Below are 8,120 nucleotides of genomic sequence, written 5' to 3'. Positions count from 1 at the left end.
CTGAATCCCGAACATCGTGCGGCGCGCCTTATCCACCCTACAAAATTGCAGGTTTTGTAGGGTGGATAAGCGCAGCGCATCCACCATCAGCCCCGCCGACGGCTTCACGCTGGATGCTGCCGCCCAAATTTGGAATTGCTGACGAAACAATAGAAGGATCTGGTATGAACGCACAACTTGCCCCCGCCCCCGGCGCCCGCGCCCTGATCCGTGACGAGGAATGGCTGATCCAGAGCGCCGACCCCTGCACCCTGGGCGGCCACCAGTTGAGCTGCATCGGGCTGTCGGAGACCGTGCGTAACCGCCGCGCGCTGTTTCTAACCACGCTCGATACCGTCACCCTGCTCGACCCCGCCAAGACCGAACTGGTGGTCGATGATTCGCCAGGTTTTCTGGCTACCTGCCTCACCATTGAGGCCCGCCTGCGCCAGGCCACACCGACCGGCGACGCCCTGGTGCAGGGACACCGGGGAGTGATGGACACGCTGCCCTTCCAGCTCACCCCGGCCCATCAGGTCTTGCAGCAACTGCGCCCGCGCCTGCTGATCGCCGATACCGTGGGGCTGGGCAAGACCTTGGAGGCGGGCATCCTCACCGCCGAGCTGATCCGCCGCGGCAAGGCGCGGCGCGTGCTGGTGGTCACCACCAAGGGCATGATGCGGCAGTTCCAGCAGGAATTCTGGAGCCGCTTCACCATCGCCCTGACCCGGCTCGACTCAGCCGGCATCGCGCGCATCCGCCGCGAAATCCCGGCCAACCACAATCCGTTCAACTACTACGACCGGACCATCATCTCGGTCGACACCTTGAAGCGTGACGGGGAATACCGCCACTACCTGGAACAAGCCTGGTGGGACCTCATCATCATCGACGAGGCCCACAACGTCTCCTACAAGGGCAACCGCACCCAGAGCAACCGCCTGGCCGGCCTGCTCGGACAACGCTCCGACGCCCTGATCCTGCTCACCGCCACCCCCCACAACGGCCGGAAGGACAGCTTCGCGAGCCTCATGCGGATGCTCGACCCCACCGTGCTTCCGGCCGGTGCCGACTACACCCGCGAGGACGTGGCGCATCTCTTCGTGCGCCGGTTCAAAAAGGACGTGCGCGCGCAGATCCGCCAGGACTTCCCGGAGCGTGAGGTCTACAAACTCGCCGCCGACGCCAGCCCCGTTGAAAACCGAGCCTTCGATTGCCTGGCGGAGCTCAAGCTGACGAGCGACAACGCCGTCCGGCACGACGGGGCCATGCTGTTTCGCACCACCTTGGAAAAGGCCCTGTTCTCTTCGCCGGCCGCTTGTGTGCAAACGCTCAAGGAGCGGCTGAGTAAACAAGAGCGTCGCGATCCGACCCATCCCGATCTCCCCGCCCTGCGGGAGTTGCGCGATCTGGTCGCCGCCATCGGACCCGCGCAGTTCAGCAAATACCGGCACCTGATCGAGCAACTGCGCAGCGGCGCCCACTGGGCCTGGTGCGGCCCCAATGCGAACCCGGCCCCGAGCGATCGCCTGGTCATCTTCACCGAGCGCATCGAGACCCTGAAATTCCTGCGCGAGCATCTGGCCAAGGACCTGGGTCTGCCGGACGAGGCCGTCGGCATCCTGCACGGCCAGTTGAGCGACCTCGAGATCCAGCAGACCGTCGAAGACTTCGGCAAGACCCACGCACCGCTGCGCCTGTTGATCGCCTCCGATGTCGCCTCCGAGGGGCTCAACCTGCACTACCAGGCACACCGGGTCCTGCACTTCGATATCCCCTGGTCTCTGATGGTGTTCCAGCAGCGCAACGGCCGTGTGGACCGCTACGGCCAGACCCAGGTACCCCGCATTGGCTACCTGCTCACCGAACCACACCACGAGCGCATCCGGGGGGATCTGCGCATCCTGGAGATCCTGATCGAAAAGGACGAACAGGCCGCCCGCAACATCGGCGATCCATCCGCCTTCATGGGCCTCTACGACGAGGATCTGGAGATCGCCCGCGTCGCCGAGGTCATCGAGAACAACAGCACCGCCGAGGCCTTCGCCGCCCAACTCGCCGATGGCGATGTGGATCCCTTCGAGGCCCTGTGGAGTGCCGCCGCCGACGCTGTCGCCGATAGCGCCCACGCTACCAGCCTGGCCACCGCCCCAGTCACCGCGCCGACCGCACGCCTGCCCAGTCTCTTCGCCGACGACTACCGCTATATGCGTGACGCCCTGCGTCGGCTGCGCGAACTGGCACCGCGGGACCACGTCGCCGTGCAGTTCGACGATGCCAAACGGACCTTGAGCCTCCAACCCAACGCCGATCTGGCGCGCCTGCTGGAGCGCGAGTTGGCCCCCGAGATGCGCCCGCGGGACAACCAGTATGCCCTCTGCGCCGACCCGGCCCTGGTCGCCGCGGCCATCGACACCGCCCGCGACGGCAACGACTGGCCCCAAGTGCATTACCTATGGCCGCTGCACCCCATCGCCCAGTGGCTGGACTACAAACTGCTCGCCCTGTTCGGCCGCCAGCGCGCCCCGGTGGCACGCGTGAGCCACGGCATCGCGGCCGGGGAGGCCATCGTCCTCGTCTTGGCCCAGGTACCCAACCGCCGCGGTCAGCCGATGCTGACGCGGTGGCTCGGCATCCGAGTCGCTGCCTGCAGTCAGCCTCAGGCGGTGCTGACGCTGGAACAGGTGCTCGATCTCACGGGTCTCGGCTCGGCACCCTTGGCCAACGACGGTCGCCCGCTCGATATCGCACCCATCCAGGCGGCTCTGCCCGCCGTGATCCAAGTCGCCGAACGCCATTTGAAGCCGATCAAGCAGGCCTTCGATGCCGATTGCAAGCTCCGCCTCGACTGCGAATTGGCCAAGCTCCAGACCCAGCAGGGCAGACACTTCGAACAACTGGAACTCGACTTCTCCTCGGGCCTGGGGCAGGTTAACGCCGCCCGCAAACGCCGGAAGGAGGCTGCGACCGCGGACCTGTTCGCCCAATACCAGGACTGGATACGCCAAACCCTGGAGTTGGACGACCGCCCGCAGTTCACTGTCGTTGCGGCATTGGTCGCCTGAGCCGGGACATCCGGGTTGCCGTGTGGTAGCAGTAGCAGTAGCATCATGGGTAGCAAAAAATCCAGGAAACCCCATGCGCACCGAAAAGCTATCCATTTCACTCACCCCCGAGGCGATCGGGGTGATCGATGCCTATCGCTCTGCCCACGCAATCAAGAGCCGATCGCAAGTCATTGAGCAGGCGTTGCGCCGACTACGCGAAGATGACCTGGAGTCGGCCTACCGGGAGGCGTCCGCCACCGATGCCGCGGAGTGGGACGCGACGGCCGGCGACGGACTGTCCCATGAACCGTGGTGACATCCTCTACGCCGATCTCAGCCCGACAGTGGGCTCCGAAATCAACAAGCGCCGCCCGGTGCTGATCGTGAGCAACAATGCCAACAATCGCGCGGCGAGCACCGTCACGGTCTTGCCCATCACGTCCAACCTGACCCGGGTCTACCCCTTCGAGGTGGCGCTGTCGAGCGCGGACTCCGGTCTGCCCAAGGACTCCAAGGCCCAGGCCCAGCAGATCCGCACGATCGCGAAAGAGCGTATCGCCGGCACGGCGCTGGGTCGACTCGCGGCGGACAAGCTGCGGGAAGTCGACGCGGCGATCCGCTTGCACCTTGCGCTGTAAACGCCACCCCCGCCTTCAGGGACATCCGATGAGCTTGACCCCCGCCGGGCTGACCAACGCCAACGGCTTCTACAGCCAGCACTACCTGGACGATATCCTCGAGCGCGACCTGAAGGCCCTGTTCGACCGCTGGAAGGAGCAGGCCAGCCAGAGTCCGGCGGCCCGATTGCGCTCCGCCGGCGGTGCCGCCTATTTCCGCGCCCGGGAGCGCTTTCTGGCCGAGCGTAAGACCGCCGAACGCCAGGCCCTGCTCACTGACCTGATCGAGCCGCTGCTGGTTGCCCTGGGCTACCAACTCGCCCCTCAGACGCTGGAACTGGCGCAGGGCGACCTTCCGGTCCTCGCGGTCTACCGTGATGCCAAGGAGCACCCCCTGCTGGTGATCGCCGCCGCCCTGGCCTTGGCCGGGGAGGAAGACAGCGCCGCGCTGGAACTCCATCCACTCATGGCGGACGGCAGCCCCGGCAAGCTCAACTGGGAGGACACCCTCACCAAAACCCTGTTTGCCGACGACACCCCACCGCGCTGGGTGTTGTTGGTACACCACGCCGAGTGGCTCCTGATCGAGCGCGCCAAATGGGGCCGTAAGGCGCTGCTGCGCTTCGACCTGCCGGAACTTTTCGGGCCGCGTGACGAGCGCGCCTTCCGCACCATGGCAGCGCTGGCGGGCGCCGAATCGATCCTGCCGCAAGGCGGGGCCACGGCGCTACTGGACACGCTGGAGGACAGCTCCCACAAACACGCCTTCGAGGTCTCGACCGATCTCAAATATGCCCTGCGCGAGAGCATCGAACTGATCGCCAACGAGGCCATCCGCTACAAGCGCGAGGTCGCCAAGGAAAAGCTCTACGACCGCACCGACGGCGCCCTGGCCGAACAACTCAGCCGCGAGGCCCTGCGCTTCATGTACCGGCTGCTGTTCCTGTTCTACATCGAGGCGCGCCCCGAACTGGGTTACGCCCCGATCGCCGCCGAGGCCTATCTCAAGGGCTACAGCCTGGAACATCTGCGCGAACTGGAGCAGACCCCGCTCACCACGCCCGAGGCCCAGGACGGCGTCTATTTTCATGAGAGCCTGAAGCAACTCTTCGGCCTCATCTGGCTCGGCTTCCCGCGCCGTGAAGACCGCGGCCATACCGACCTGCTGGACCACCACGACCTGCTGCTCGACACCGGATTCACCATCGCCCCCTTGCAGGGCCACCTGTTCGACCCGGCCCAGACCCGCCTGCTCAACAGCGTCAAGCTGCGCAACCGGGTGTTGCAACAGGTGATTGGGCTCATGTCGCTGAGTCGCAATGGGGGCCACGGCGGCGGCCGGCAGCGCCGGGGCCGCATCAGTTACGGGACCCTGGGCATCAACCAGTTGGGCGCGGTCTATGAGTCCCTGCTGTCCTTCCGCGGTTTCTTCGCCGAGGAAGACCTGTACGAGGTGCGCCCCGATCCCCGTGGGAGCGGCGTCCCGCCGCGATCGGACTCCGATGACGCGGATGATGCCCCCTTCAGCCCCGACCCCGCTCAAGACCCACCGGGCACGACCGACCCGGACGGGGTTGCAAACCCCGTCCCGCGTGACGCCGAGGTCGATCCGCTCGCAGCCGCGTATTTCGTCCCCGCCGGCCACATCGACCGCTACAGCGACGCCGAGCGACTGTTCGGCGGCGAGCCGCGCCTGTACCGCAAGGGCACCTTCATCTACCGCCTGGCCGGGCGCGCCCGCGAGAAGAGCGCCAGCTACTACACCCCGGACGTGCTCACCCGCTGTCTGGTGGAACAGGCACTCAAGGAACTGCTGCCGACCTGTGCCGGCGCGAACGACATCCTCAAACTTACCGTCTGCGAACCCGCCATGGGCAGCGCCGCCTTCCTCAACGAGGCCATCGACCAGCTCGCCGAGGCCTACCTGAGTGCCAAGCAGAAGGAACTGGGTGAGACCATCGCCCACGAGCAATACGCCGAGGAAAAGCAGCGGGTCAAGATGTACATCGCCGACACCAATGTGTTCGGCGTGGACCTGAACCCGGTGGCCGTGGAGCTGGCCGAGGTCTCACTCTGGCTCAACGCCATCTTCAAGGGCAGCCATGTACCCTGGTTCGGCCTGCAACTGCATACCGGTAACTCGCTGGTCGGCGCCCGGCGTGATTGCTTCAGCATTGCCCAGCTATCGCCGGGCAAAGGTGAAAAGAACCTGCCCGAGCGCGATTGGCGCGCCGCTGTACCCCGGCGCATTCCCTTCCAAAGTGGGGCAGGCTTCCAGCCTGCCAAACCCAATGACTGGCTGGAAGCCAGTCCCACCACAGTCTGGCACTTCCTGCTCCCCGACCCCGGCATGGCCAATTGCAGCGACAAGGTCATCAAGCAACTGGTCCCGCGTGAATTTGACCGGATGAAGGCTTGGCGCAAGACCTTCTGTGCCCCGCTCAGCAGCGACGAGGTGAAGCGCGCCTGCGCCTTGAGCGCCGCGGTGGAGGACCTCTGGCACCAGCACGCCCAGGAACTCGCCCGGGTACGCCGCGCCACCAGCGACGAACTCCACGTCTGGCCGGACCCAGCCCCCAACCACGCCCCCACCAGCACCGCGCAGAAAGACGCCACCTATCAGCGCGAGATGCTCTCCGAGCAGGTGCGCAACGCCTCCCCCTACCGGCGGCTCAAGCTCGCAATGGACTACTGGTGCGCGCTCTGGTTCTGGCCGGTCGAGGCCGCCGACACCTTGCCGACTCGTGAGGAATGGTGGTTCGACCTGGAGATGCTGATTCTTGGGAGCGCCAGCCTCGCCAGCAAACCGCCGACCGACCTGTTCCCCGAGACCCTGCCGCAAATGGCGCTGGACTTCACGCCGGAGCGTGACCGCTACGGGCATGTGAATCTGGACATCCTGATCGAGACCAATCCGCGGCTTGCCAACGCGCAGCGGCTGGCGGCCAGCCAGCGGTTCTTCCATTGGGATCTGGAATTTGCAGATATGTTTTCCTGCTCCGAAATGCGCGTTCGCGATCTAGCCGACGGCGGGGACAGTGGCGCGCATTTCGGAGGATTTGACTTGATCTTGGGAAATCCGCCTTGGATTAAGGTGGAGTGGAATGAGCAGGCGCTGTTGTCTGACTTCGATCCGCGGTTTGCGTTGCGCAAGTTGAGCGCCAAACAGACTGCGGATCAGCGGGAAGCGGCCTTTGGGGAGTATCCGCTGGCGCGGGCTGAGTATATCGCGGAGTGCGTGGCGACTGAGGGGATGGCTGCGTTTCTTAACGCAACCCCGAACTATCCGCTACTCAAGGGTGTGCAGAGCAACCTGTATAAGTGCTTTTTGCCGGTGGTGTGGCGTAATGGGCGCGCCGTGCAGGCTTTAGTCCACCCTGAGGGAGTGTACGATGACCCAAAGGGCGGGCCGATGCGTACTGAGCTTTATTCGCGTCTTCGCCAGCACTATCAGTTTCAGAACGAGTTTTCGCTATTCGAGGGGACCAACGACCATGGACGGCTGCGCTTTGGCTTGCATATCTATGCGCAGCCGCAGCCTGAGATTCGTTTCAAGTCAATCGCCAACATATTTTGGCCGACGACTATAAAAAGTTGTCTCAACCACTCCGGCGGTGGGCTCACGCCCGGAATCAAGCGCGATGAGGGTGGCTGGAACATCGCAGGTCACGCTAGCCGCGTTATTGAGGTCGATCACGGGACATTGGACACCTTCGCCCGACTTTACGACCCGCCTGGGACGCCCGCTGAACAGGCGCGTCTGCCCGCGGTGCATTCGCGCGAACTTGTGTCTGCACTGAATAAATTCGCGTCTGTATCTCGGCGGATGGCGAATTTTCAGGATGATTACTACGCTACTGTCTGTTTCGACGAAGCCTACGGACAACGTGACGGAATCATCAAACGCCTAACCGCGTTCGCCGATACGTTTCCCGAGGTGATTCTTTCCGGCCCCCACCTGTCAGCTGGTAATCCCATATATAAGGTTCCCCGGAAAGACTTCGCTTGGCGATCCGATTACGATCCTGTGGACTTGGAAATTATTGCTGATGCGTTCATACCAAGAACAAATTTCTTTCCTGCGTTACCGCTTAGCCTTTTCCAGGAAAATCTTCCCGTCATTCCTTGGTCTAAGGGCGGCGATATTTTATTTGTGGACAATTACCGGCTGGCGGCTCGACGTGGAGCAAATCCAGTAAATGAGCGAAGTCTCGTTGCAGCAATTATCCCGCCAGGCGCAGCGCACATTGACAGTATCCTTAGCATTACTTTCCGCGAGCGTTCGCTGTTGATCGAGATGGCCGGCTTATGGTCTTCGATTCCTTATGATGGCTTCTTCTCGACTTTGGCCATTTTTGCCTGAGGCCGGGCGCTGTGCACGGGTGGGCTGGACCAGGGCCGGCGGCTCCTGCGGAGGTGGCGGCAGCGGGAGACCGGCGGTATCGTCTGAAGTCGACCAAAACACCAGCCGTCACCG

At 63.9% G+C, this 8,120-nt stretch carries 4 protein-coding genes; all 4 read left to right on the top strand.

What is annotated here, in order from left to right:
• Nucleotides 1–164 precede the first annotated feature (164 nt).
• The 4 genes from QZY03_RS01435 (at nt 165) to QZY03_RS01420 (ending at nt 8,006) form a co-directional block, all read left to right on the top strand.
• Nucleotides 165–3,044, top strand: a complete 2,880-nt coding sequence (locus tag QZY03_RS01435; protein WP_295577498.1) for a DEAD/DEAH box helicase — start codon at nt 165–167, stop codon at nt 3,042–3,044.
• A gap of 73 nt (nt 3,045–3,117) precedes the next feature.
• A complete protein-coding gene (locus QZY03_RS01430; protein WP_295577496.1) occupies nt 3,118–3,342 on the top strand; it encodes a CopG family transcriptional regulator in 225 nt (74 codons plus the stop codon).
• Entirely contained in the window at nt 3,329–3,664 is a 336-nt protein-coding gene (locus tag QZY03_RS01425) for a type II toxin-antitoxin system PemK/MazF family toxin (protein ID WP_295577494.1), read from the top strand. Before QZY03_RS01430 ends, QZY03_RS01425 begins: the two co-directional genes overlap by 14 nt.
• Before the next feature lie 28 nt (nt 3,665–3,692).
• Nucleotides 3,693–8,006: a hypothetical protein gene (locus QZY03_RS01420; protein ID WP_295577491.1), complete on the top strand. Its 4,314-nt coding sequence runs from the start codon at nt 3,693–3,695 to the stop codon at nt 8,004–8,006.
• The last annotated feature ends 114 nt before the right edge of the window (nt 8,007–8,120 follow it).

Source organism: uncultured Lamprocystis sp. (genome assembly GCF_903933125.1).
Classification (GTDB): Bacteria; Pseudomonadota; Gammaproteobacteria; order Chromatiales; family Chromatiaceae; genus Thiodictyon.
Note: the sequence above shows the minus strand (reverse complement) of the source record. Positions and strands in the feature narration are given on the sequence as shown.